The organism is Vibrio sp. 10N.222.51.C5, from assembly GCF_041474575.1.
Classification (GTDB): Bacteria; Pseudomonadota; Gammaproteobacteria; order Enterobacterales; family Vibrionaceae; genus Vibrio; species Vibrio crassostreae_C.
Map to the genome: position 1 here is coordinate 67,413 of NZ_JBFRUJ010000005.1, position 23,117 is coordinate 90,529.

14 protein-coding genes and 2 pseudogenes are annotated in these 23,117 nt (G+C 45.6%); 7 read left to right on the forward strand and 9 right to left on the reverse strand.

All coding sequences use genetic code 11. The annotated features are described in order from the left end of the window. Positions 1–9 precede the first annotated feature (9 nt). Positions 10–651 (forward strand): annotated as a pseudogene (locus AB4558_RS01045) (MarC family protein). 84 nt (positions 652–735) lie between these two features. Here the strand turns inward: AB4558_RS01045 and ushA are convergent. Beyond that, complete coding sequence (ushA, locus tag AB4558_RS01050) at positions 736–2,436, reverse strand: bifunctional UDP-sugar hydrolase/5'-nucleotidase UshA (protein WP_017064205.1); 1,701 nt, start codon at positions 2,434–2,436, stop codon at positions 736–738. Between the two features lie 505 nt (positions 2,437–2,941). Here ushA and dapD point away from each other — a divergent pair. From dapD to AB4558_RS01070, 4 genes are all read left to right on the forward strand, one after another. Then, complete coding sequence (gene dapD / locus AB4558_RS01055; RefSeq protein WP_017059885.1) at positions 2,942–3,973, forward strand: 2,3,4,5-tetrahydropyridine-2,6-dicarboxylate N-succinyltransferase; 1,032 nt, start codon at positions 2,942–2,944, stop codon at positions 3,971–3,973. A 509-nt stretch (positions 3,974–4,482) separates the two neighbouring features. Continuing rightward, entirely contained in the window at positions 4,483–4,857 is a 375-nt protein-coding gene (locus AB4558_RS01060) for an EF-hand domain-containing protein (protein ID WP_372110118.1), read from the forward strand. 124 nt (positions 4,858–4,981) lie between these two features. Then, the gene (locus AB4558_RS01065; protein ID WP_032545691.1) at positions 4,982–6,304 is read left to right on the forward strand and encodes an efflux RND transporter periplasmic adaptor subunit; all 1,323 of its coding nucleotides are present in this window, start codon (positions 4,982–4,984) and stop codon (positions 6,302–6,304) included. Continuing rightward, the gene (locus AB4558_RS01070; RefSeq protein WP_017063782.1) at positions 6,301–9,405 is read left to right on the forward strand and encodes an efflux RND transporter permease subunit; all 3,105 of its coding nucleotides are present in this window, start codon (positions 6,301–6,303) and stop codon (positions 9,403–9,405) included. Before AB4558_RS01065 ends, AB4558_RS01070 begins: the two co-directional genes overlap by 4 nt. A gap of 372 nt (positions 9,406–9,777) precedes the next feature. On the opposite strand, the gene purL is transcribed toward AB4558_RS01070, so the two are convergent. Continuing rightward, positions 9,778–13,701, reverse strand: coding sequence for a phosphoribosylformylglycinamidine synthase (gene purL, locus AB4558_RS01075; protein ID WP_229647790.1), 3,924 nt, complete (start codon positions 13,699–13,701; stop codon positions 9,778–9,780). Between the two features lie 329 nt (positions 13,702–14,030). Between purL and mltF the strand changes: the two genes are divergently transcribed. Continuing rightward, positions 14,031–15,599, forward strand: coding sequence for a membrane-bound lytic murein transglycosylase MltF (gene mltF / locus AB4558_RS01080; protein WP_065584391.1), 1,569 nt, complete (start codon positions 14,031–14,033; stop codon positions 15,597–15,599). A 316-nt stretch (positions 15,600–15,915) separates the two neighbouring features. Further along, the gene (locus AB4558_RS01085; protein WP_017059878.1) at positions 15,916–16,047 is read left to right on the forward strand and encodes a hypothetical protein; all 132 of its coding nucleotides are present in this window, start codon (positions 15,916–15,918) and stop codon (positions 16,045–16,047) included. Positions 16,048–16,108: 61 nt separating this feature from the next. On the opposite strand, the pseudogene tadA reads toward AB4558_RS01085, so the two are convergent. The 7 genes and pseudogenes from tadA to AB4558_RS01120 all read right to left on the reverse strand — a co-directional run bounded on the left by tadA (position 16,109) and on the right by AB4558_RS01120 (position 23,024). Continuing rightward, positions 16,109–16,713: pseudogene (tadA, locus tag AB4558_RS01090) on the reverse strand (tRNA adenosine(34) deaminase TadA). 86 nt (positions 16,714–16,799) lie between these two features. Beyond that, positions 16,800–18,089, reverse strand: coding sequence for a hemolysin family protein (locus tag AB4558_RS01095; protein WP_372157714.1), 1,290 nt, complete (start codon positions 18,087–18,089; stop codon positions 16,800–16,802). Between the two features lie 214 nt (positions 18,090–18,303). Continuing rightward, the gene (locus AB4558_RS01100; RefSeq protein WP_017059875.1) at positions 18,304–19,866 is read right to left on the reverse strand and encodes an AbgT family transporter; all 1,563 of its coding nucleotides are present in this window, start codon (positions 19,864–19,866) and stop codon (positions 18,304–18,306) included. A gap of 298 nt (positions 19,867–20,164) precedes the next feature. Continuing rightward, a complete protein-coding gene (locus AB4558_RS01105; RefSeq protein WP_372157717.1) occupies positions 20,165–20,614 on the reverse strand; it encodes a prepilin-type N-terminal cleavage/methylation domain-containing protein in 450 nt (149 codons plus the stop codon). Continuing rightward, positions 20,604–21,908: a hypothetical protein gene (locus tag AB4558_RS01110; protein ID WP_017062784.1), complete on the reverse strand. Its 1,305-nt coding sequence runs from the start codon at positions 21,906–21,908 to the stop codon at positions 20,604–20,606. The genes AB4558_RS01105 and AB4558_RS01110 overlap by 11 nt, the downstream gene beginning before the upstream one ends. Next, positions 21,905–22,537 (reverse strand): PilW family protein, encoded by a 633-nt coding sequence (locus AB4558_RS01115; RefSeq protein WP_029235082.1) that lies wholly within the window; start codon positions 22,535–22,537, stop codon positions 21,905–21,907. The genes AB4558_RS01110 and AB4558_RS01115 overlap by 4 nt, the downstream gene beginning before the upstream one ends. After that, positions 22,518–23,024 carry a GspH/FimT family pseudopilin gene (locus tag AB4558_RS01120; protein ID WP_017067642.1) on the reverse strand — a complete coding sequence of 169 codons (507 nt, stop codon included), beginning with the start codon at positions 23,022–23,024 and terminating at the stop codon, positions 22,518–22,520. The genes AB4558_RS01115 and AB4558_RS01120 overlap by 20 nt, the downstream gene beginning before the upstream one ends. Between the last annotated feature and the right edge of the window lie 93 nt (positions 23,025–23,117).

A 23,117-nucleotide genomic window follows, 5' to 3' on the forward strand; every position in this document is an offset into this window, starting at 1 on the left:
AGGAATAATATGAAAGAGCTCATCATTCATACCATTACCGTGTTCATGGGCTTTTTTGCCATCATGAACCCTATCGCCAACACACCGATCTTTCTTTGATTAACAGGTGATAATGATAGGGAAACGGTCAAGTCTATCGCTTTCCGCTCAGTGTTCATCGCCTTCATCATCGTCAGCACCTTTGCTGTCTCGGGTAAACTCATCTTCGACCTCTTTGGTATCACGCTTTACGCGCTTCGTATCACCGGCGGGATCCTCGTGTTCTTGATTGGCTTTCATATGCTGCAAGGTGACTCAACACACTCTAAAGCAAAAGAGAAGGTCAACTCAGACGCTCAACAAGATGCGGCGCTCAGTATCGCCGTCTCGCCACTGGCAATGCCAATATTAGCCGGACCGGGCACCATTGCCACCGCGATGAACTTTGCCAGCACCGAAGGCATCTACGAAACCATCATCACCATCGTCGCCTTTGGCCTACTATGCGCCTTAACCTACGTATTGTTTGTATTTGGCGAGCGCTTCGTTAAAGCCGTTGGACCAAGTGCATTGAATGTAATTACCCGAATGATGGGTTTGATACTCGCCGTTATTGGTATGCAGATGCTGATTGAAGGTATTGAACAAGCTCATAAGGCGCTGTTTGTTTAAGCTCAGAACAACAAATTTCTGATACAAAAATAGCCAGCGATTCGCTGGCTATTTTCTTTGGCGCTTTTGTTTACGAATTATAAATTAGTTCGCAGGGCAGCCTTTTACTTCTAAACCTTTACTCATGTAGATTAGATCACCATCCGCTGGTGCGTAATTCGCTGCAGTGACATCAGGGTTCTTAACAAAGAATTCGCGCAGTACCGAGGCATCCGTTAACTGTGTCGATTCAACGTCAATTACTGGGTAGTCATCACCACCAGCCGCACTGAAACTGATCACGGAGAACGTGTAAGTGTCTGCTAAATCAAAACCTTTGCCATTGATGTCTCGAATGGTCACATCACTCAAATCGCAGTCAACCGTTAAGCTGATATTGTCGAGTTGGGCATAAGCGCCGGATCCTGCAGTCTTCGTCGCAACAACGTCCAAATACGCTTTTACTTCAGCACCTGTCATCGTTGCTTTAGTCACGAAGTTCCCAAAAGGTTGAACCGTCAGTACATCACGATAAGCAATGTCTCCTGCCGCAATTGAGTCACGGACACCACCAGAGTTCATTACACCAAAGTCAGCATTCACCAATTCATAAGTGCGGTATGCTTCTCCTAACAAGTGACCAAGATTAGTTTGTTCTGAACGAACAACATCACGATCACCTTCCAGTTTTGCATCTGTCTTTGAGATGATGACATCGAGGAGATCTTGCCCTTGTTGTTGATATGGGTAGAGAGTAGCTTTTACAGCTGCATCAGGCTTTATTTCAGATTGAATAAACTGATAATCACCGTTTTCATCCTTCTCTTTTAGGTTCACAGGAACCAGATCGTACTTCGCTAAATGCAGTTTGCCGTCATAAAACTCAAAGTCAGCTCTGCCTACATACTTACCCCACTCGTGAGCTTGCATGATGTAGGTACCATTTTGCTGATCAGGTTTGCAGTCATCCCCTGGGTTGAAGTCGGCGTATTCATTGCCTTCCATACAAACAGGGTTTTGAGAGTGTCCACCAATAATTGCATCTAGCTGACCTTCTTCTAGAGAGCGAGCAAGCAATACATCGCCAGGCGCTTCACTACCATGCTGACCATCTGCGTAATGCCCCATATGCGTGGTAGCAAAAATCAGGTCAACCGTTTCATTGGCCTCTATTTCTTTTATGGCTTTTTTGATTTCAACTTGTGGGTCGGCAAAGTGAATTGTCGCGACGTTGTCAGGATTAACTAATTTAGCCGTATCTTTGGTTGTCAGGCCAATAACAGCAATCTTTAAACCATTAATGGTGAATACTTTATATGGAGAGAAAAGGCGTTCATCAGTAACTGTGTCTCCATCTTTGATATAAATATTCGCCGCAAGCATCGGGAAGTCAGCTAGCTCAGATTGCATCTCAAGCACATCCAAGGTGTTGTCGAATTCATGGTTACCTAATGCCATCGCATCGTAACCAAGAAGGTTCATGCCAACAAAATCTGGTATCGCATCCTGCATATCAGACTCTGGAACACCAGTATTAATGTCACCACCGGACAGTAGGATCGTCTCACCACCGTTTTGAGTCACTTCCGCACGAATACTATCAATCAACGTCTTACGAGCCGCCATTCCATACTCACCCTTACTATTTTCCCAGAAGCGACCATGGTTATCGTTGGTATGTAAAACAGTAAACTTGGTACAAGAAGCGGCAGTGTCACATGTCACTGCGATATCGTCACTGTCCGAGCCACAACCAACCATCGCTACGCCGATAGATAACACCAGTAAAGACTTAGTAAAATTCATAGAAGATCCTTTATTAATCGTTTTAATGTCGTTATGGCAGGCAATATACTGACATCTTGCAGGGTTTTAGTGATCGTTCTCTTAATTACATGTCTGGAAAGTTGAGTATTTACCCTAACTGTAGGCACAAGCGATTAATCAACAGAAGTCGAATAATTCTGATAATAAACATGAATTTATAAAGAAAGTGTGACTCACTCTATTGATACGGCTAACAAGAGGATGGACTAAAGATAAGTGTCAGGCATGGAAATGAAATGGCACCGCGCTACTTAAGTAAGAACGCCCATATTTAAGAGCGAGGTATAATATCCGGATAATGAAAACCATCTCTCAAAAGACAAGCAATATCATTTTACAGACTTTATCCCGATACGCCCTTTCATAACGAGGGCGCTCTCTTTATGATGAACGCAATTAAATTAACTTTGCTAACGGCAGCGCTTGTTATTCGAGCCGTTGTTTTGGAATAGCAAAATCAAGACTCAACACATGGAGATTCAACATGGCTTATTTTTCACTAGCCTTCGGTACGGCAACCAAAAATCGCGACAATAAAATCATTGAAGCGTTCTTCCCTAACCCGCTTCTAAACCCAAGCGACGCTCTTGTAGCAGCTGTAGCTGAAGTGTCAGGTTACGCTGAAGGCAACCAAGCTATCGAAATCTCTGCTGCACAAAGCGCAGAACTGGCGAAAGCATTCGCAGCAAACGATGATGCAGCTAACGCATCTTTCGCAGAAAAAGCGGCAGCGTCTGAACAGCCACTTGTTCTTGTTGTTCTTGCTACTGACGAGAAGCCAGCATCAGTTGCTGAAGGCTTCCTAAAGCTACAACTTATCTCTAACCGCCTAGTACAACCACACGGTACGGTACTGGACGGCATCTTCGGTCTACTGCACAACATCGCATGGACAAACGAAGGCCCTATCGACCTACCTGAGCTGGCTGAGCGTCAAATCGAAGCTCGCCTTGCAGGTCGTGCTCTGTCTGTAGATTGCGTAGACAAGTTCCCTAAAATGGTGGACTACGTAGTACCAACAGGTATTCGTATTGCTGACACTTCTCGTGTTCGTCTTGGCGCACACGTAGGCGAAGGCACAACAGTAATGCACGAAGGTTTCATCAACTTCAATGCTGGTACAACTGGCGTGAGCATGGTTGAAGGTCGTATCTCTGCGGGTGTTGTTGTAGGTAACGGTTCAGACATCGGCGGCGGCGCTTCTATCATGGGTACTCTGTCTGGTGGCGGTACGATGGTTATCTCTATCGGCGAAAACTGCCTACTAGGCGCAAACGCTGGTCTTGGCTTCCCTATGGGCGACCGTTGTACGGTTGAGTCTGGTCTTTACGTGACTGCGGGTACTAAGGTTCGCATGTTAGATAAAGAAGGCAACGAAGTAGAGATCATTAAAGCTCGCGATCTAGCTGGCGTTTCTGATCTTCTGTTCCGTCGTAACTCAATCACTGGCCAAATTGAATGTCTTGCGAACAAGTCTGCTGTTGAGCTAAACAGCGAACTACACAGCAACAACTAATCTAAGCGCTAGATGCTAGATGCTAGAAAATAATAAGCCGCTGGGGTTCAATCCAGCGGCTTTTTTGTATGTTCTGGGAATCATTATTGCCCCATTACCAGTCAGAGTTAACAGAATGTTAACATGTATTTGCCCTACTAAAAGTAATCCCTTGTCTGTTGGATATTTGCAAGGCAAACTGCTGGGCAAAAGTTCGAAAACACTCTGAATGTCTAAAAATCGCCATATTTTTCGAAACTAGGGATTTTATATCATTGGCTTTTCGGTTTCGATTTCGGTGGCTGAAAGTTTGGGATAATTTGAAAACCATTTGGACATAGCTATGCCTGTACTCTTACCAGAGTACTAGCGGCAGAAGTTTCATAATTTCTGTTGCGCTGCGCTTACAAACCGATAAGAACATAAATCGATATCTACTTAGCCATCTTTACATACCTTTACATCACATGACGTTATCTTACTTACATTAGTATATTCTTAAGTAGTGAAACAAAGAGAAGGAAAACGTCATGAAAATCAAAAGCACGATAATCGCGTTACTCGGTATCGTTATTGCCTTCGGAGCAATGGCTGGTGGAATGAATAAAGGCATGAATAAAGGCATGAATAAAGGCATGAATAACAATATGTCACGCCCAGTATTTTCACAGTTTGATCTCGATGGTGATGGCAAGATAACCGAAGCCGAGTTCAATCAAGCACGCTCAGAACGTATTGCCCAGCGAGCAGAAGAGGGACGTACGTTGAAAAATATCAATCAAAGCCACAGTTTTGCTTCGTTAGATAGCAACGCGGATCGCGCTATCTCTCAACAAGAGTTTAATGCTCATCAAGGCATGGTGAACCCCAAAAATACCATGGGCAAAGGCAAAAACAATCAGTAGCTCAATTCAATCAGGCCTCCATTTGTGAGGCCTGACTTATTTTGAGATCAAGGAAGCAAATCCGCTTATGTTGGTGTGCTACCTTTTGCTTAAGGAAAAGCTAATATATAGTAAGGGAATCGCTATGACTAGGTATAGCTGGTTACAAAGGGCTCTGTTTGTTCCTCCTGTTTTGTTGGGCATCGCGTTATTGGTGATCGCACCAGGGATGAAGGCTGAACCGCCTAATGCGAGTAATACGGCTGCTAAAAAGGTGGTTCGGGTGTTGAAAGTCGAGCCGCGAAATATCCAACCTTCTGCCATCGGATATGGACATACCGAGTCTGTTCAAGACTGGCAGGCACAGTCTGAACTTGACGGCGCGGTTGTGTGGGTTTCTGAGCAATACAAAACGGGCGCTATTATCCGCAAAGACAGCGAACTCCTTAGAATTGACCCCACCGCTTATCAACTTACTATTGCCCGTTTGCAAGCTGAGCTTGAAGTGCTAATGCTAACGAATCAGACCATTATCGATTCGCTCAAGATTGCAGAGAAAGAGTTTGAGGTACAACAGTCAGAATATGCCCGCTCAATCAAATTGAGTGAAACCGGGCATATCTCCAAAACAGAGAAAGACCGCGCGACCAAAGACTTGCTCAGCAGCCAGCAACAGCTCCAGACACAGAAAAACCAACTGGCAATTAATCAAGCGCAGCAAAAGGTTTTGCAAACGGAACTAGCACTTGCAAACCGAGATCTCGAACAAACCGTAATTAAAGCCCCATTTGATATTCGCATTGTCGAAACCTTGGTTGGACTCGCCGAGTATGTCAACAAGGGGGAATTGCTGCTCAAAGCGGATGACATCGATGCCGTTGAGGTTCGCGCGCAGTTTCCGCTTGGTAAAATGCGTCCGCTAAGAAATTCCAATCGCTTTGACTCGCTTGACGAAGATGTTCATAGCAACTTGAGCGCGACAGTCGAGCTCCAAGCAGGCGATAAAGTAATTACTTGGCCTGCCGAGATCAGCCGCTCCGGCGGTGAAATCGATGCTCAGACTCAAAGCCAAAGCCTGGTTGCACAAGTAAATCAGCCCTATCAGCAAGCCATTCCCGGAGAGAAGCCACCACTTATTCGTGGGACTTTCGTTAAAGTCACGATTAAAGCACCAATGATGGAGCAACAAGTCTTGCTACCGATAAACGCCATCCATGATGGTAAAGTTTACACTGTCTCTGAAGGTAAACTGAAAAGCAAACCTGTCAGGATAGATTTCGTCCAAGGGCAGGTTGCGGTGATCAAATCTGGCGTGGAATTCGGTGATGTGGTTGTGCTAAGTAAACTTTCACCCGCCGTTGAGGGGATGGCTTTACAACCGCAACCGGATGAGAAAATCGGCCTTTGGTTGGATACGCAGAGCGGATTTAAAGCCCTAAACGCGATTCAGAAAGAGGGCAAATTATGATCGCTTTTTTTGCTCGGCACACCACTGGCGCCAATGTCCTGATGATGGCGGTACTGCTGTTAGGGGCTTTTGCCTTGCCCAAACTGCAGAAAGACACTTTTCCGTTGACGCCGACCAAAAATATTGAGGTTCGGATCGTTTATCCGGGCGCGTCACCTTTTGAGATGATGGAAGAAGTGTGTTACCCGTTGGAAGATTCTCTCGATAAGCTGAGTGGAATTAAAGAGTTAAGCTGTGATGCCCGAGAGAGTTTGGTCATCGCCAATGTGGAAATCGGCGATGATGAAGACATTGACACTTTAACCAGCGATATTCAACAGCAGGTTAACGCCATCAGTGATTTTCCGGATCGAGTTGAGCAGATCACGGTGTCGAAACTGGACCGAGTGGCAACGGTGGCCAGTGTCGCGATTACCGGCAATATGTCAGATAGGGACTTATATCTCTATGCCCAACAAATTAAGCACAAGTTAAAAGAGAGCCCATTGATCGCTCAGGTGACCGTGAGCGGTTTTGCGGATCAAGAAATAGAAATTCGCGTATCGCAGTGGAAGTTGCAGCAGTACGGCCTGAGTGTGTCCGACTTGTCCAATCTAGTACAACAGCAAAGTATCAGCACTCCTGCTGGCGTATTTAGTAATGACTTGGAAGAGATCAGCGTCCGCTTCGACCACTTAGGCAGCAACGTCAGAGACTTCGAAAATATCGTGATTAAATCCAGTGAGACGGGGACTCAGGTTCGCCTCGGTGATGTTGCCGTTATTCAGCAGAAGTTCACTAGCGATGAAAATCAAATCCTGTTCAATGGTCAGCGTGCCGCTTTGCTTCAGGTGTCCAAAACGCAATTTCAAGATACCTTAACGGTCAAAGATGCGATCGTCAGCATCGTTGAAAAAGAACAGGCGAGAGCCCCTGAAGGCGTCGCTTTAACCATCACCCAAGATTCCAGCACCAATATTATTGAGCGTCTGAGAATCCTCACCAGCAATGGCGCACAGGGATTAGCACTGGCATTTTTGATGTTGTGGGCGTTTTTTAATATTCGCTTTAGCTTTTGGGTCACCATGGGGCTGCCGGTTTCATTCCTTGGCGCCATTTTTGCGATACAACTTCTCGGTTATACCCTGAATATGATGACGCTGGTCGGGCTGATTGTCGCGATTGGTCTGCTAATGGACGACTCGTTGATCATTGCAGAAAACATCGCTGCCAAGAGGCAACAAGGGCTACCCGCGTTTGACGCTGCAGTTGAAGGTACCAAACAAGTCTTCCCAGGTGTGATTGCATCGTTTGCTACCACCATCATGGTGATAGGGCCGCTGATGTTTCTCACAGGCAAGATGGGCGAAGTACTACGCTATATTCCCATCGTGTTATTGATTACCTTGCTTGTTAGTCTGATAGAAGCTTTCTTGATCTTGCCGTCTCATTTGGCACATAGCCATACTGAATCTCGCTCTAATCCTATACGGGACAAGTTCATTGCCGGTTTTGAAAACATCAGAGACAGATTCTTTGTGCCAGTGAGTGTCAAGGCGATGAATGCACCTTATCTTTCAGTAGGGATATTGGTGATGGTGGTGATGATTTCAACCGCTTCCATTTCGTCAGGTTGGCTGAAATTCAAAGCCATGCCTGCCTTGGAAAGTGATGTGCTGCAGGCGCGTATCTTGCTCCCTCAAGGCAGTTTACTGAGCCAGACAGAGGCGGTGGTGGAGAAGGTTTCAAACGCGCTTGATGAACTCAACCAAGAATACGCAGAGAAATACCCAAGCTCAAAACCTTTGGTCGCGAGCACCACGATCATGTTCAACTCAAATGCTGATGCTAATGAGTCGGGGCCGCATATGGCAACCGTCAGTGCCGATCTATTGCCAGCGCAATTTAGGCAGCAGAGCATTAAAGATCTGATCCAAGATTGGAAACAAAAAGTAGGCCCTACGGCGGATGTGGTTTCACTCAAGTTTACCGATAAAGAACGGGGCATTGCTGGCAATGGCATTGATATTCGGGTTCAGGGTGAGTCGTTACAAGAGCTCAATCAAGTCAGCCGCTCGCTGGTGAAATGGTTGAAGGGATTTGACGGTGTCTATAACCTCTCCACCGATCTGCGTGAGGGCAGAACCGAATTTCACGTTAACCTTAAAGATGAAGCTGGCGTGATGGGAGTTAATGCTTCCAACATTGCTCAAACGCTGCGCAGCGCGGTAAAAGGCAGTACTGATCTGACGGTTTTCCAACAAGGCGAGCTGGTGGATATTAGTGTGAGACTGGATGAGTTTACGCACCAAGCTAGCCTGTATGAGTTGAATAACTTGATGGTGACGGCAGGCAATGGAACCCTAGTTCCATTATCAAGTGTTGCGACGTTTGACAGAAAACAAGCCTTCTCGCGAATTCACCGCATTAATGGGATGAACACTGTGGTTGTGCAAGGCAATATCGATACGCGGGTTGCCAATGCGCGTGAAATCATGCTGCAGTTCAATAGCGAATTTGTCTCGCAAACTCAACACAAATTCCCAGACATCACCTTCACCTCGCAAGGTCAGGATAAAGAAAGCTCAGATACGGGCTCCTCGCTGGCGACCTTCTTTGCTCTTGGCGTGGTGGGGATTTATCTTATTTTAGTGTTCCTGTTACAAAGCTACACTCAACCGATTGCTGTGCTGCTGGCAATCCCTATGGGCTGGATTGGTGTGGTATGGGGGCACTTGGGCATGGGGTTCGATTTGACTATTCCAAGCTTGGTTGGCTTTGCTACCTTAGCGGGTATCGTCGTTAACGATAACATTCTGTTGGTCAATTTTATTAAGAAGAATATCGCCCAAGGCGAGCGCTTGATAGACGCTTGTCGAGAGGCGGTACGTGACCGATTTAGAGCGATATTTATCACCTCGTTAACCACATTTGCAGGATTGCTTCCACTGTTAACCGAAACCAGTACGCAAGCGCAATTTCTGATCCCGTTAATTGCCAGTATTGCGTTTGGCTTAGTCTCGGCTACGTTACTAGCGTCAATTGTTGTGCCTTGCGTGCTGCTTATTTTGGACGATTTAAAGCTGACCAAATGGGCAGAAGGTGCTCAATCTTCCCTTTGAGGCCCTTGGGAGTGCATGCTGAACCATGTCATTTAGCCCGGCATGAAAATGGTAGTTTGCGTAGAATTTATTTGGCGATTAAACCCTATCACTGACTGCTGTTTTTTTGCGTACAAAAAACAATAGGGTCAGGTCTTGTCTTTTGCTCTTTGGTGGCAGTTTTTCTATCAGGTTTAGTTATTTGTCATACCTGAAGTTATTAGTCATTTGCTAATGTTTGATTTTCCAAAACTCATTTCTGTCCAAAAGTTTGTTATACACACATCCACTATACGGTGATCCCTACACCACACTCACCACCAAAAAAAGCGCAGACCTTTCGATCTGCGCTTGTGGTTATTGTCCCGATAACACTGTTTAAATCGTTTTCAATTAACCCACGTTCTTACGTGCGTTTTGGAACATACGCATCCAAGCGCCATTCTCGCCCCAACCTTCCGGAGACCAAGAGTTTGCAACCGTACGGAATACACGCTCTGGGTGAGGCATCATAATTGTCACGCGGCCGTCAGTCGTTGTTAAACCTGTGATAGCGTTTGGCGAACCATTCGGGTTATTCGGGTATTGCTGCGTTTGGTTACCGTTGTTATCAACGTAACGTAGAGCAACCGTACCTGAGTTTTCAATCGCGTTTAGGTGGTCGTTATCACGTACTTCTACGCGGCCTTCACCGTGAGAAACAGCGATTGGCATACGAGAACCTTCCATGCCGTTGAAGAATACAGAATCTGACTTCTGAACTTCTACTAGGCTGAAACGTGCTTCAAAGCGCTCAGATTCGTTGCGAACGAAACGTGGCCAGTACTCCGCACCTGGGATAAGTTCACGTAGATTCGACAGCATCTGACAACCGTTACACACACCTAGAGAGAAGGTATCTTCACGCTTGAAGAAGTTTTCAAACTGGTCACGAGTCGAGTCATTAAACAAAACCGACTTCGCCCAACCTTCACCAGCACCTAGTACATCACCGTAAGAGAAGCCACCACATGCCACAAGGCCGTTGTATTCTTCTAGTACCGCTTGACCTGTTAGGATGTCGCTCATGTGAATATCAGTTGCTTCGAAGCCTGCACGGTCGAATGCTGCTGCCATTTCAACGTGAGAGTTAACACCCTGCTCACGTAGAATCGCCATCTTAGGCTTAGCACCTGTGTTGATGAACGGTGCTGCGATGTCTTCGTTTACGTCAAAGCTCAGTTTCACGTTCAGACCTGGGTCCGAGTTGTCTTTCTTCGCTTCATGTTCTTGGTCAGCACATACTGGGTTATCACGCAGACCTTGCATCTTGTGCGTTGTCTCAGCCCAGATAGTACGTAGTTCAGTACGGTTACGTTCAATCACTACAGACTCGCCAGACTTAATCACTAGTTCATCTGATGCTTCCCCTTCACCAACAACGCAGCCAATCACATGAGAACATGCTTCTAGACCGTTAGCTGCAAGAGTAGAAAGTACTGCGTCTAGGTCGTCGTTACGGACTTGGATTACTGCACCTAGCTCTTCGTTGAACAGTGCTGCTAGCGTGTCTTCACCTAACGCTTCAATGTTTGCATTAACACCACAGTGACCTGCGAATGCCATTTCTGCTAGCGTTACGAATAGACCACCATCGCCTTTATCGTGGTAAGCGACAACTTGGTCGTTCGCTACAAGTGCTTGAACGCCTTCGTAGAAACCTTTTAGTTGCGCTGCGTTGTCTACGTCTGCTGGCTTGTCACCAAGCTGCTTGTAAACCTGTGCAAGTGCTGTTGCACCCATACGGTTTTTGCCGTTACCTAGGTCGATAAGAACTAGGCTTGTATTACCTAGTCCTTCAAGGTTATCAGGGGTGCGAAGCTGAGGAGTAATCGTCTTACGAACATCTTCAACACGTGCAAACGCAGTGATAACAAGAGATAGCGGAGACGTTACTTCTTTCTGCTCGCCATTCTCTTCCCACTTAGTCTTCATCGACATTGAGTCTTTACCCACTGGGATAGTTAGACCCAGAGCTGGACATAGTTCTTCACCAACCGCTTTAACCGCTTCGTAAAGACCTGCATCTTCACCTGGGTGACCTGCTGGAGACATCCAGTTAGCCGACAGTTTAATGTGTTTGATATCGCCGATGTTGGTCGCTGCGATGTTAGTAATTGCTTCACCAACCGCTAGACGAGCCGATGCGCCGAAGTCTAGAAGTGCCACTGGCGTACGCTCACCAAGAGACATAGCCTCACCGTGGTAAGAGTCGTAGCTTGCCGCTGTTACTGCGCAGTTAGCAACAGGAACCTGCCATGGACCAACCATTTGGTCACGAGCTACAAGGCCTGTTACCGAGCGGTCACCGATGGTGATAAGGAATGTTTTCTCAGCGACTGTTGGCAAGCGAAGAACACGGTCAACCGCTTCGTTCATCTCGATGCCAGAACGGTCAATCGCAGGGTTGTTAGCTTTTAGCGTTTTCGCGTCACGGTGCATCTTAGGTGTTTTACCTAATAGGATGTCCATTGGCATGTCGATTGGCGTGTTGTCGAAGTGTGAATCTTCTAATTTCAGATCACGTTCTTCAGTTGCTTTACCAACCACTGCGTACGGTGCACGTTCACGCTTACAAATCGCGTCGAACGTTGCCATGTCTTTATCAGCAACCGCCATTACATAACGCTCTTGAGATTCGTTACACCAGATCTCAAGTGGGCTCATGCCCGGCTCATCGTTTGGCACGTCACGTAGATTAAAGATACCGCCACGCTCGCCATCGTCGACTAGCTCAGGAAGAGCATTCGAGATACCGCCCGCGCCCACATCGTGGATAAATGCGATTGGGTTCGCATCACCAAGCTGCCAACAACGGTCGATAACTTCCTGACAACGACGCTCCATCTCTGGGTTTTCACGTTGTACAGAAGCGAAATCGAGATCTTCAGAAGAAGAACCAGAATCCATTGAAGATGCCGCACCGCCGCCAAGGCCGATGTTCATCGCAGGACCACCTAGAACGATTAGGCTTGCACCTACCGGGATCTCTTTCTTCTGAACGTGCTCATCACGGATGTTGCCAAGACCACCAGCTAGCATGATTGGTTTGTGGTAACCACGCACTTCTTCACCTGCGTGAGAGTTTACTTTCTCTTCGTAAGTACGGAAGTAGCCAAGTAGGTTTGGACGACCAAATTCGTTGTTGAATGCCGCGCCACCAAGAGGACCTTCAAGCATGATATCCAGAGCAGTAACGATACGGCTTGGCTTACCAAAGTCAGTTTCCCAAGGTTGAACGAAGTTCGGGATCTTAAGGTTAGATACAGAGAAAGCAACAAGACCCGCTTTTGGCTTACCACCAATACCGGTTGCGCCTTCATCACGGATTTCACCGCCTGAACCTGTCGATGCGCCTGGCCACGGTGAGATTGCCGTTGGGTGGTTGTGCGTTTCAACTTTCATCAAGATGTGTGTTTTTTCTTGGTGGTAGCTGTACTGGCGAGTTTCTGGATCTGGGAAGAAACGACCAACTTCAGAACCTGTCATTACCGCTGCGTTATCTTTATAAGCAGACAGAACATGTTCTGGTGTCGTTTCAAAGGTGTTCTTAATCATCTTGAACAATGATTTTTCTTGCTTAACGCCATCGATAGTCCAATCAGCGTTAAAAATCTTATGACGACAGTGCTCTGAGTTCGCTTGTGCAAACATCATTAGCTCGATGTCCGTCGGGTTACGACCTAGCTTCTCAGTGAAGCTTTCAAGAAGGTAATCAATCTCATCTTCTGCAAGTGCAAGACCTAGGGTAACGTTTGCTTTTTCAAGCGCTTTACGTCCACCAGTTAGTAGGTCAACTTCCGCATAAGGAGCAGGCTCAGCAACGGTAAATAGTGCCGCCGCTGATTCGAAGTCAGTGAAAACCACTTCCATCATACGGTCGTGCAGGATTGCTTTCAGCTCAACAAGTTGAAGTTCAGAAAGTTCAGCAGAGGTTTCAATGTAGAAAGCAGTACCGCGCTCTAGACGTGACACTTTAGCCAGTCCGCAGTTGTGTGCGATATCTGTTGATTTTGAAGACCAAGGCGAGATAGTGCCTGGGCGTGGCGTTGCAAGCAGCAGTAAACCTTCAGGTTCATGCTCTTCAATCGTTGGACCGTAAGTCAGTAGCTTTTCTAGCTTCTCAACTTCAGACTCATCTAGGTCTGCCGTTAGATCAGCAAAGTGGGCAAACTCAGCGTAAATACCTGTTACAGGTAAGCTTAATTCACGACAAAGCTCTAAAAGCTTGTTAACACGAAACTCAGATAGAGCTGGGGAGCCACGCAAAATTCTCATGTGCTTACGTCTCTTATGCAGTTGATTAAGGTAGTATTGGAATAAATTCAGTGGGTTAAAGGAAAAACCTAACTGTTTTCTTCGAAGCTATTCCCGAAGGTTTAAAAACCTATGCCGATCCCACCTCTTCAATGCGAGCGCATTATAAAGCATTTCTTTTTGTGACGTAACACCAAAAGCAACCGTTTGCGTGATTTTTTTTATCTTTCTGCGTAAATGGTACTTTTGCTGCATTTATCACCACTTTTACAACTGTTTAATTAAACCTGCTTTGCCAGCCTTGCGGGGTTTGGTATAAAGGAGCTTCCACTTTTCGAGATTTCATTTTGATGCCTAAATTTACGCTCATCTTTTCGTCTAAGTTCCTTCTGCTCGCCATCGCCCTATTTGGGTTGGCTGGATGCCAGATTGAATCTGAACCTAAAAGTGTCCTTGAGCAGATACGAGATCGTGGCGTTCTTCGTGTCGGCACCCTAAATAACCAACTCTCTTATTACATCGGTCCTGATGGTCCTGCTGGCTTGGATTACGAATTAGCTCGTGAATTTGCGCAGGAGCTTGGTGTAAAGCTTGAGGTTAAACCCGCTTACCGTTTGTCTGGCTTGTTCCCTGCACTGCAGAAAGGCGAAATCGATCTTATCGCGACCGGCTTAACGCAAAACAACAAACTGACACGAGCTTATCGCGCCGCACCTGCTTATTACTACGTAAGCCAACAGGTCGTATACAAAAAAGGCCAGTGGCGACCGAGAAACCTTGAACAACTGATCAATTTCGAGAATGAGCGTCAGGTTGACTTTGTTAAAGCACAAACTGAATCAGAAGAGGCGGCGTCTACTGACACATTAACGCCATCTTTGGTTGTGGTGAAAGACTCACACTTTGAGCCAACACTAAAGCAGCTGCAGAAAACACACGATGACTTTATCTATGATGCGGTCGGCAATGCTGATATCAACGACCTGCTCAAAGAAGTATCGACTGGCGAGCGCTTATTTACGGTTGCGGACTCAATTGAGCTGTCACTGGCACAACGTTTATACCCAGACGTAGCTTTGGCTTTTGAACTGACAGAAGACCAACCTATCTCTTGGTATTTGCAGAAGTCTGAAGATGAAAGCCTTTATGCTCTGTTGATTGAGTTCTTCGGTAACCTAAAACAGTCTGGTGAACTGGCTTCACTAGAAGAGAAATACATCGGCCACATCGGCACTTTTGACTACGTTGATACTCGTGCCTTTATCCGCGCACTGGACAGCAAGTTGCCAAAATGGTCGCCGCTATTTCAAAGGTACTCTCAAGAATTTGATTGGCGCTTGATTGCCGCTTTGGCCTACCAAGAATCACACTGGAACCCTGTTGCGCGCTCACCAACGGGTGTTCGTGGCATGATGATGTTGACACTGCCCACCGCGAAGAGTGTTGGGGTAACCAACCGTCTCGACCCGAACCAGTCGGTACAAGGCGGTGTTGAGTACCTGCGTCGTATCGTGAACCGAGTACCAGATTCAATCACTCAACACGAAAAGATCTGGTTTGCACTTGCTTCATACAATGTCGGTTACGGGCACATGATGGACGCGCGTCGCCTCACGAAGGCACAAGGAGGAGATCCTGATGCTTGGGGCGATGTGAAAGACAGATTACCTCTGTTAAGACAGAAGAAGTACTACAGCCAAACTCGATATGGGTATGCGCGTGGTGATGAAGCGAGAAACTACGTTGAAAACATTCGCCGTTATTACCAAAGCATTATTGGCCATGTAAATAAGCGCAATAAAGAACAAGAAGCGACCCTTGAAGGTTTGGTGGTGATCCCACCTTTAGAAACCTCAGGTGCTGAATCGAGTATCAGCGCAGCTCAGTCGACAGTAAGCAGTTCTGAGCCTTCACAGTAAAACCCAAAAGAGCAATGCCATCTAGCATTGCTCTTTTTTATTGTCTTTTTTCGACTCTTCTTTCGTCACTAAGGGATAAGGGAAGCAGGCAAGAAAATGATGATGAGATCTAGAGTGTCATATTGCAGTAACAATCGAACCTTATAACGGCACACCACAATCAAGATTATGCTCTGTTGCACTGCAATGCTGGCTTTAGACTAGAACTGCTCTTCTATTTAAGCCAAGCGTGCGACAGGCCAAACAAACGAATAACACTATAATTAAATCGTTAGTCCAAACTAAAAAGTCAGACGACAAATAGGAAATCATTGAAATGATGAAGAAACTGAAATCGAAACGCCTTGATAAGACCGTTGCTGCAAACCGTCGTAAGCGTATGCTTTCAAATAATAAGAAGAAGATCATTTGGCGCAATCGCGCTTTCATGCAGATGATTGCTGAGTAAATGTAGTTACTCAGTCAGTTTGCTTGGCACTCTTGCGATAGAGAGTGCCGAAAGTACGCTGCTATTTCTTATTGCCAGCCTTCATCTCTGCTTCTAAACGCTGCTCTTCCAACAGACGTTCTTGCTTTCGCTTCTCTTTTATCTCTTTTCTACGACGCTTGAAAAACGCTTGTAATTGCTCACGGCACTCTTCCTCTAACAAACCATGTTCAACGTCGGCATAGTGGTATGAGGCTTGGCTTTCAAACAAATTCAACACTGTACCTGCAGCGCCTGCTTTTAAGTCTGGAGCACCAAACACAATGCGCTTTACTCGGCTGTGTAGCAAGGCACCTGCGCACATTGGGCAAGGCTCTAGCGTAACGTATAAAGTGGTATCGAGTAGCCGATAGTTTTCTAAGGTTTGACCGGCTTTACGCAAGGTTTCAATTTCTGCGTGTGCCGTAGCATCGTGGCTGCCAATCGAACGGTTCCATCCTTCAGAGATAATCTCCCCATCTTTTACTAATACTGCACCAACAGGAACCTCTCCCTCGCTCTCTGCTTGCTTAGCTACCTCAATGGCGCGTCGCATGAAGATTTCATCTTGAGGGGTGAATTGATGGTCTGACAAAGGGAACTCCAGAAACAAAGGATAAAAACGAAAATAGGTATGCGGTGAAGCATACCTAATCTTAGAGATAATGAACAATAAAGAGGTAATAGACAACAACAGACAATGAACCATTGCCGCTTGCTGGTTGGTCGAACTGTTAGCTATTAGCGTCTTCTATGTCATCGGCTATTGGCGTCGCTTTGATACTCACAATGCGATTGTTCTCAACAGAGATAATTTCAAACTGCCACTGCTGGTATTGAACAACTTCGCCTGCATCCGGTAAGCGCCCTATTAACCATGTCACAAGGCCATTCAGCGTTTGGAAGCTCTCGCTTTCGCCCTCAAAATCCGATAGCTCTAAACGGTTTTTCAGTTCACTGATAGGAATCAATCCATCCACCAACAAACCGTCTTCCACTTGCTCGGTCCAAAGATCGTTCGGATTATTCGATAGCTCGCCAGCAATCGCCTCAAGAATATCGTAATGAGTCACAAGACCTTGAACATCGCCATACTCGTCGACAATGAATGCCATCTCGGTGCCCGACTCTTTAAAGTAGCCAAGTAGACGCAGAGCTTTCATCGATTCTGGAACATAGATCGGCGAGCGAGACAGCCCCATGATCACTTGAATGCTTAGATTGCCCGCCTGATTCAGCAAGGCTTTGGCTGACACTGTACCCACCACTTTATTGAGGTGATCTTGGCACAATGGAAACACACTGTGTTTTGATGAACGCAGTTTCTTTAATATCTGCTCAACGGGTTGGTCGACATCCAGAAAGTCGATGTCTCGACGCGGAGTCATCAATGAGCTCACAAGACGATCATCAAGCTGCAAGATATTACGAATCATCTCTTGTTCGCCGCGTTCAATCACACCCGATTCTGAGCCCTCTTTCACAAGTGCATGGATATCATCTTCGGTAACGCTATCTTCTTCACCGCCTCGGCCTATCAACTTAAGAATACCTTCCGTTGAAGCCGACAACGCAAACACAAACGGCGTCGCGATTTTAGATAACCAGAAGATTGGCAGCGCGACTAACACAGCAATGTTTTCAGCTTGAGACTGAGCAAAACGCTTTGGTACCAACTCACCGACAACGATAGCGAAATAAGTAATACCTACCACCACAACCGCAGTAGACAAGATGTTCGCTTGTGTTGGGTCTAGTCCCCACAGTTCAAGTTGAACGGCTAGTGGAGCCGATAGCGTCGCCTCACCCACAATCCCGCTGAGTAGGCCGATTACCGTGATACCGATTTGGATTGTAGAGAGGAAGCGGGTTGGGTTTTCTTTGAGATCAAGAGCAACCTGAGCGGAGCGGTGTTTTTCGGCTAAGCGTTTCAGCCGACTATTTTTTGCTGCTACCAATGCAATCTCAGACATGGCAAACAGACCATTTAAAACAATTAACCCTACTAAAAGCAGAATTTTCATGTGGCTTGGATTTCCTAAATTTACCGGCCAACAATTAGCCGTAATCCGGAGTATAAGCTGAGTGCCATTATTTTGAATATAAAAATTTTTGGATATAGAAAGTTTTGGATATAAAAACCTTGGATATAAAAAACGGAAAAAATAGCGAAAAAAAGCCCGCACATTTCGGTGCGGGCTTAGCAATGAATAAAGCTTAGTTTTGCTTAGTTCAATCTTACATTGTGTAAGTGTAAGGTGCTTGGATACCTAGTGGGATACCAAGAGCCCAGTAAGCTAGCAAGAAGATAGACCAACCGATTAACATCGCAATCGAGAATGGCATCATTAGAGAAGCTAGAGTACCGATACCTGTCGACTTAACATAGCGCTGACAGTAAACAACAACCAGTGGGAAGAACACCATTAGTGGAGAGATGATGTTAGACACTGAGTCACCTACACGGTAAGCCGCTTGAGATAGCTCAGGAGAGATACCCACAACCATTAGCATTGGAACTAGGATAGGACCAATCAGTGCCCACTTAGCTGAAGCAGAACCAACAAGAAGGTTAACTGCAGCCGTTAGTAGAATCATACCAACAACCGTTGCTTCACCTGGAAGGTCCATCGCTTTCAAGCCTTCAGCACCGTAAAGTGCCAGCATAGTACCGATGTTTGATTGAGCGAATGCAGATAGGAACTGAGCACAGAAGAACGACATTACAATGTATGCGCCCATCGTTGCCATCGTCTCAGACATTGCTTTGATAACATCATTACTATTCTTGAATGTACCCGCTACACGGCCGTAGACGATACCCGGAATAATAAACAGGATGAAGATCAGAGGAACGATAGACTTCATTACTGGTGCTGAGAACGCCGTTAATTCGCCTTCAGGTGAACGAAGTGCTGAGTTTTCAGGCATTAGAGCCGCGATAAGCAGACCAATACCGGCAACCATTGCCCAACCAGCGAATTTGAATGCTTTAGATTCAATGGCTGTGAACGTACCTAGATCAGGTGCTTGTTCTGCATCTTCATCTACAGGCGTATTAGCAAGACGAGGCTCGATAATTTTCTCTGTAACGTACCAACCAATTGCCACAATTAGAATTGAAGACAAACCAGTAAAGAAGATGTTCGCTAGAGGGTTGATCACATATGCAGGGTCAAGAACGTTTGCCGCTGTTTGAGTGAAACCAGCTAGTAGCGGATCAATACCTGAAGGGATAAAGTTCGCTGAGAAACCACCTGATACACCAGCAAACGCTGCTGCAATACCCGCTAGAGGGTGACGACCCGCAGCGTGGAAGATGATACCGCCAAGAGGGATTACTAGAACGTAACCTGCATCAGCTGCTGTGTGAGACACGATAGCAACCAAGATTAGCATCGGCGTTAGTAGCTTAGCTGGCGTGAAGTTAAGCATCTTCTTAAGGCCAGTCGTAATGAAGCCTGAAGAGTCTGCAACGCCAACACCTAGCATAGCAACAAGTACGATGCCTAGAGGTGCGAAGCCTGTGAACGTGGTAACCATATTCGCTAGGAAGCTAGCAAGCGCTTCACCAGTTAGTAGGTTGTTTACTTCAAGAGCAGCACCCGTTTGAGGGTTGATTAAGTCGAATGAAAGATTCGATAAAAGTGCAGATGCTACCCATACAATAACTAGAGCCCAGAAGAACAGGATTGCTGGATCTGGAATTTTGTTGCCGGCGCGTTCAATGAAGTTTAGAAAGCGGTCCATACCACTGATCTTCTCAGTCGATGGTGCTTTTTTTACGGCTTGGTTACTCATTGTAACTCCATATGTGATGTTGTTTTGTTTAGGCCTAATATAAGTTTTGACCACGGCCTATTGGTACAGCACATATTCTATTAAAGTCGTTGTTAAAAAGCACAAGATTCCACCTAATTTTCCATAAATGGAGACATATTTTGCAAAAATACCATACAACCACAACAATATAAAAACATAAAAAACACCATTCCATATACAGAGTTTTAACTAGCACGTAAACAATGTCCGAGGAGTGAAAATTATCAGTAAAAGGGGTAGCATGAGCCTTGGCATGCAGTAAACGTTTGCTTGAGGGTCAATCAAACTCACTGTATTTGGAGAGCATAGTTTCGAGGTAAATACTTTGTGCGTGGTTCATACGATCTTGCCATGCAATTGTGACAGTAATGCTTTTTAATGCGCTAGACAGAGCACCGTTTGCATTAGTCACTTCACAGGTCATGGCATAGGCAGAACCCGACAAACCGGATAAAGGATCTGAACTTGCTATGTTGAGACAATGACTCGCCTGATTTAGTTTCGAAAAAGGAATTAAACTTACCGCTCCACTCACATTAGACGCCCGAGTTCGATAATACTCCATCTGCCTTTCAGCAAAATGCAGCGCCTCTACGCTGTGGAGCGCAAAATCCGATTTTTGTTCAGCGTAGATCTGCAATTTAACCAGCCCTAGTGAGGCAACACCAATCAACAGAAAAGAGATAAGAACCTCTATCAAGCTAAAACCTGAGTTCTTAGAAATCATTCCATGATCCTCGCTTCCACTTCGCTTTTAAAGGAGTGCTATGAGGGTTGTATTCACCGGTATAATCCAAATTGATTGAACCCTGAATTGTCGATAACCCACCAACGGAATCAAAGAACATCCCTCCTTTAGGGAAAAAAGAAGCAAATCCAATATAAACCGAATTACTCTGTACTAAATCAGTAATAGGAATTGTATCTGGAACTTTAGCCCACAAACCACTCAGTAGGTCGGTATCAGTATCGGGAGAGTTAGTGTTATCGAATACGGTCATATCATTTAGATGATAAAAAGCCCCGTCAAATACGCTCGCGTTACCATTCGCAACGATGCCGTCCTGAATCACTAAAGAGCGAGGCGTAATAACCCCTGGGATAGGTTCAACTACATTAATCGCAGGTGAATAAACGACGCAATCACCTATAACCCATACCTTATTCTCCCCACTTGAAAAGGCATCATTAATGGCTTTGCTACACTTATTTCCTTCATATTCACCATCAACCAAGTCAATATGCTTAGGGGGGACAACTGTCCGATCAATAAGGTCTATAACATGATAATCAAGCTTAATTTGGTCAATGTTCTCTGACGTCTTTGGCACGCCAAAATAATTAGAGAACGTATCGATATCCGGATCGAATTTGAAATCTGATTGAAAAGAGTTTGAAGGCAGCGCCCCAACGGAGTCGATGGTTGCATCATTGCTAATATTGGTGGTTTGTTGGCAAGACTCAAACGTAGAAAAAGGAGGTGACTCTGGAGTAATGGTCTTCAAACGTCCTCCTCCCTTTTGCTTATAGATAACACTATCTAAAAATCGAACCGATACACACTCGTTAATACCATCAACAGCAGTAAGAGCAATATCAGGATTAATATCGATATTGTGATCAGAAATAAATTCTAAACTCGAATTGGTTTGCATTACTCCTAATCCCGAAGCGTCTACAAAACTAATCTCTTTGTTCAGCGATAAAGACTCAGAACTCGACACCAATATATTTGGCGTGAGTGCTTCTGATCCCAACGTAACGACTTTCGACTGCTGACAATAATCCATTAAATCATTGGGAATAGCTGTCAGATCATTTTCAGCGATGTAAGTGAAGCCACACTCCAAGCCTCCTTCCGATCGCCAGTGTTCTTGTCTGCCCTGCACTTCATTCTGTGCGACTTTAATTTGATGGAATACACTGCGATACGTGCCTAATGTCACCACTAAAGCACCAATTAAAAGCACTGACGTAATCAATAACGTCACCACACCACGCTGCTTTTTAAATATCATCATTGCCAGTTCCTCTGCTTAACGGAAACCGAAACAGATTTGGAAACACCTGCGGTTGGGATTGACGCTGTAATACTGATATCAGTGAGCGTGCTCTTGATAGAATTCTGCTCCAATACTTGGGAATTAATGCTGAACTCATCAACATCAATGAGGTTGTCATCGAACAGTGAGTAACATCCAGTAACCTCATGAAATGTAGGAATTGCCTCCGATACAGTGGTGCCCTTCTCACATATTTGCAGTTTGGTTCCATTTTTTCTGTAAACGATATTTCGATGTTCTTTACTTGCGCTTGAGCCCTCTCGGAAGTAAACAAAACCAACCGCAATAGCGCCACTCACTTGGATAGTATTACTCGCACCGGATAGCTTTATGGAATCGCCGTTTGAACCATCGTAGCCTGCTCGTTGGATATCCTCTTTCATCACCTGCATGGTGCTGGTTAGATTTTGTAGCAGTAATAGCTCGATGCCTTTATCTTTGGCGATTCTCTGCCCCGTAATAAACACACTGCCAATAATAGAAATCGCGAACACACCAATCACAGAGGCCACCATCAATTCAATCAGTGATGTTCCTCGTTGCTTGTTAGGCGCTGCCACTATCGGCTTAACACGCATAATAGCCATACTGAGCGCTCGACTCGCCGCATACCTTAATTCGTCCTGGCGGGCTAGATAGCTTGATCAAAAGTCGATCAGTGGAAGTACCATTAGGGAATAGATAAATTGTCCCCCTGGAAGGCCTTCCTCTAACACTCTCAAAGCTGATTCTTGCGCCGGTGTAGTTATGGGAAAACGATAAATCTCGAAATGGTTTACCCGACAACATCAGTAACGTTTCACCAGAAAGGTCTTCAGTAGGCTTTAACCTTACAGTCCACTCTCCGGTTGATTGCACCTCATTTTTATCCATAGAGAAATGTACCCACAGATCTTGATTCCTTTTGACCGATTCAGACTTGGCCTGAATGAGAAAACCATTCAACTCTCCGGCGAGTCGCTGCATCTTGACGGTTTCAGTAACCGAACTAAAACTCGGGGCAGCCGTCGCTATCAGTATCGACAGTACCGATACCGTTATTAACAGCTCTAACAAAGTAAACCCGCGAGTCATTTCCCAAATTCCTATGTAACTCAATGCGTAACCGTATTTAATCTTGCAGCGATGCTACCACCGGAGAAGAATGTACTGGGTTATGAAAGGAAA

Coding starts and splice junctions, on each gene's coding strand:
- ushA (WP_017064205.1), bottom strand. CDS start 2,436: ATGAATTTTACTAAGTCTTTACTGGTGTTATCTATCGGCGTAGCGATG.
- dapD (WP_017059885.1), top strand. CDS start 2,942: ATGGCTTATTTTTCACTAGCCTTCGGTACGGCAACCAAAAATCGCGAC.
- AB4558_RS01060 (WP_372110118.1), top strand. CDS start 4,483: ATGAAAATCAAAAGCACGATAATCGCGTTACTCGGTATCGTTATTGCC.
- AB4558_RS01065 (WP_032545691.1), top strand. CDS start 4,982: ATGACTAGGTATAGCTGGTTACAAAGGGCTCTGTTTGTTCCTCCTGTT.
- AB4558_RS01070 (WP_017063782.1), top strand. CDS start 6,301: ATGATCGCTTTTTTTGCTCGGCACACCACTGGCGCCAATGTCCTGATG.
- purL (WP_229647790.1), bottom strand. CDS start 13,701: ATGAGAATTTTGCGTGGCTCCCCAGCTCTATCTGAGTTTCGTGTTAAC.
- mltF (WP_065584391.1), top strand. CDS start 14,031: ATGCCTAAATTTACGCTCATCTTTTCGTCTAAGTTCCTTCTGCTCGCC.
- AB4558_RS01085 (WP_017059878.1), top strand. CDS start 15,916: ATGATGAAGAAACTGAAATCGAAACGCCTTGATAAGACCGTTGCTGCA.
- AB4558_RS01095 (WP_372157714.1), bottom strand. CDS start 18,089: ATGAAAATTCTGCTTTTAGTAGGGTTAATTGTTTTAAATGGTCTGTTT.
- AB4558_RS01100 (WP_017059875.1), bottom strand. CDS start 19,866: ATGAGTAACCAAGCCGTAAAAAAAGCACCATCGACTGAGAAGATCAGT.
- AB4558_RS01105 (WP_372157717.1), bottom strand. CDS start 20,614: ATGATTTCTAAGAACTCAGGTTTTAGCTTGATAGAGGTTCTTATCTCT.
- AB4558_RS01110 (WP_017062784.1), bottom strand. CDS start 21,908: ATGATGATATTTAAAAAGCAGCGTGGTGTGGTGACGTTATTGATTACG.
- AB4558_RS01115 (WP_029235082.1), bottom strand. CDS start 22,537: ATGGCTATTATGCGTGTTAAGCCGATAGTGGCAGCGCCTAACAAGCAA.
- AB4558_RS01120 (WP_017067642.1), bottom strand. CDS start 23,024: ATGACTCGCGGGTTTACTTTGTTAGAGCTGTTAATAACGGTATCGGTA.